This window comes from Streptococcus sp. 22.1 (assembly GCF_016648645.1).
Taxonomy (GTDB): Bacteria; Bacillota; Bacilli; order Lactobacillales; family Streptococcaceae; genus Streptococcus.
Genome location: NZ_JACLQK010000053.1, coordinates 1 through 1,265, shown reverse-complemented (window position 1 = coordinate 1,265; position 1,265 = coordinate 1). Strand labels below are relative to the sequence as shown.

The following is a 1,265-nucleotide window of genomic DNA, read 5'->3' as shown; positions in this document are numbered from 1 at the left end:
TTTTTTCACGCATTCTAGTGCATACGACCTCCTCTCTGGTCTCGTGGGCTCGGAGATTTGTATAAGAGACATCTTAGTTTGGCGATAGAACAAATTTCTATGAAATACTCTATCCTTAGAACAAGTTTTATCGAAAAAGAAGGAGAAATATATCAGTTAATTTCAGATTATTCGTCTACTGTAGAGCTTTTGACAGATATTGTGGATTCAGAAATAGAAAAAGTGATTCAATCTATATATGAATCACCTTTTAAAAATTTATCTGTTCCTCCAATTAGATTTATTAATTTGGTAGGTGAAAGTAGATCTTTTCTAATCATTTTAGCCCATCATATTTTATTAGATGGCTGGTCACTGAATTTATTGTTAAAAGAGATAGAGGATTATATCGTTAATGAAAAGATAGAAAATTTGAGTGCCATTGACAGTGAATATTACCAGTTTTCAGACTATGTTTTAGAAGAGAAAAAGTATCTATGCAGTGAGGAGTATAGAGAGGATAGGAGATATTGGAATAGAAAATTACAGCCAATAGAGCTTACAAATCCTATGTTTAATAGTATCAGTAGAGAAAAATTAGATTCATATTCACAAAGGTTAGAATTCAAGCTGAACTTCGAGAGACACAGTTTAATAAAATCATTTTGTGAAAAACATAAGGTATCCATAGGACAATTTCTATATTCAATTTTTACTATCACAGTTACTCAATATAATAATAATATATCACCAATCATGATATTGCCTGTACATAATCGACAAAAAATTGAGCACTTTGAAGCTTTGGGGTTGTTTATGAACACTATACCACTCTATAGTCATTTTTCTATAGACGATACTTTTATAGATATACTGTTAAAGTGTAAAGAGACATGGAATAATGGACTTATACATCAATCATTCCCATTTAGCGAGATCAAGAGTTTAGAATCATTAAAAGGTAAAAATTTGTCTCAACTTGGACGTATAATATTTTCTGTTGAAAATACAGGAGAAAATGGGAATACAGATGCATTTAAAGATTATTGGAATTTAAAAATTGCTCCGAAGGCAGACCTTGTGATAAATTCTATAATTAAAGAAAAAAATATAGAAGTAAATATAGAATTTGATCCAAATATCTTATTAGTATTTCAAGTGGAATCTATGTTTAAGCAATTTGAAATTAATGTTAATACAATGTTGGAAAACAAAACTTGTAAATATATAGATTCTGTAATATATAGTTCAGAACAAAATTACAAAGAACAAATTCATTGTAATGA

At 28.9% G+C, this 1,265-nt stretch carries 1 protein-coding gene; it reads left to right on the top strand.

The genetic code is table 11. The features are described 5' to 3' along the window. Positions 1-78 precede the first annotated feature (78 nt). A partial coding sequence (locus tag H7U04_RS11315; RefSeq protein WP_201059860.1) for a condensation domain-containing protein occupies positions 79-1,265 on the top strand: 1,187 nt, incomplete at its 3' end.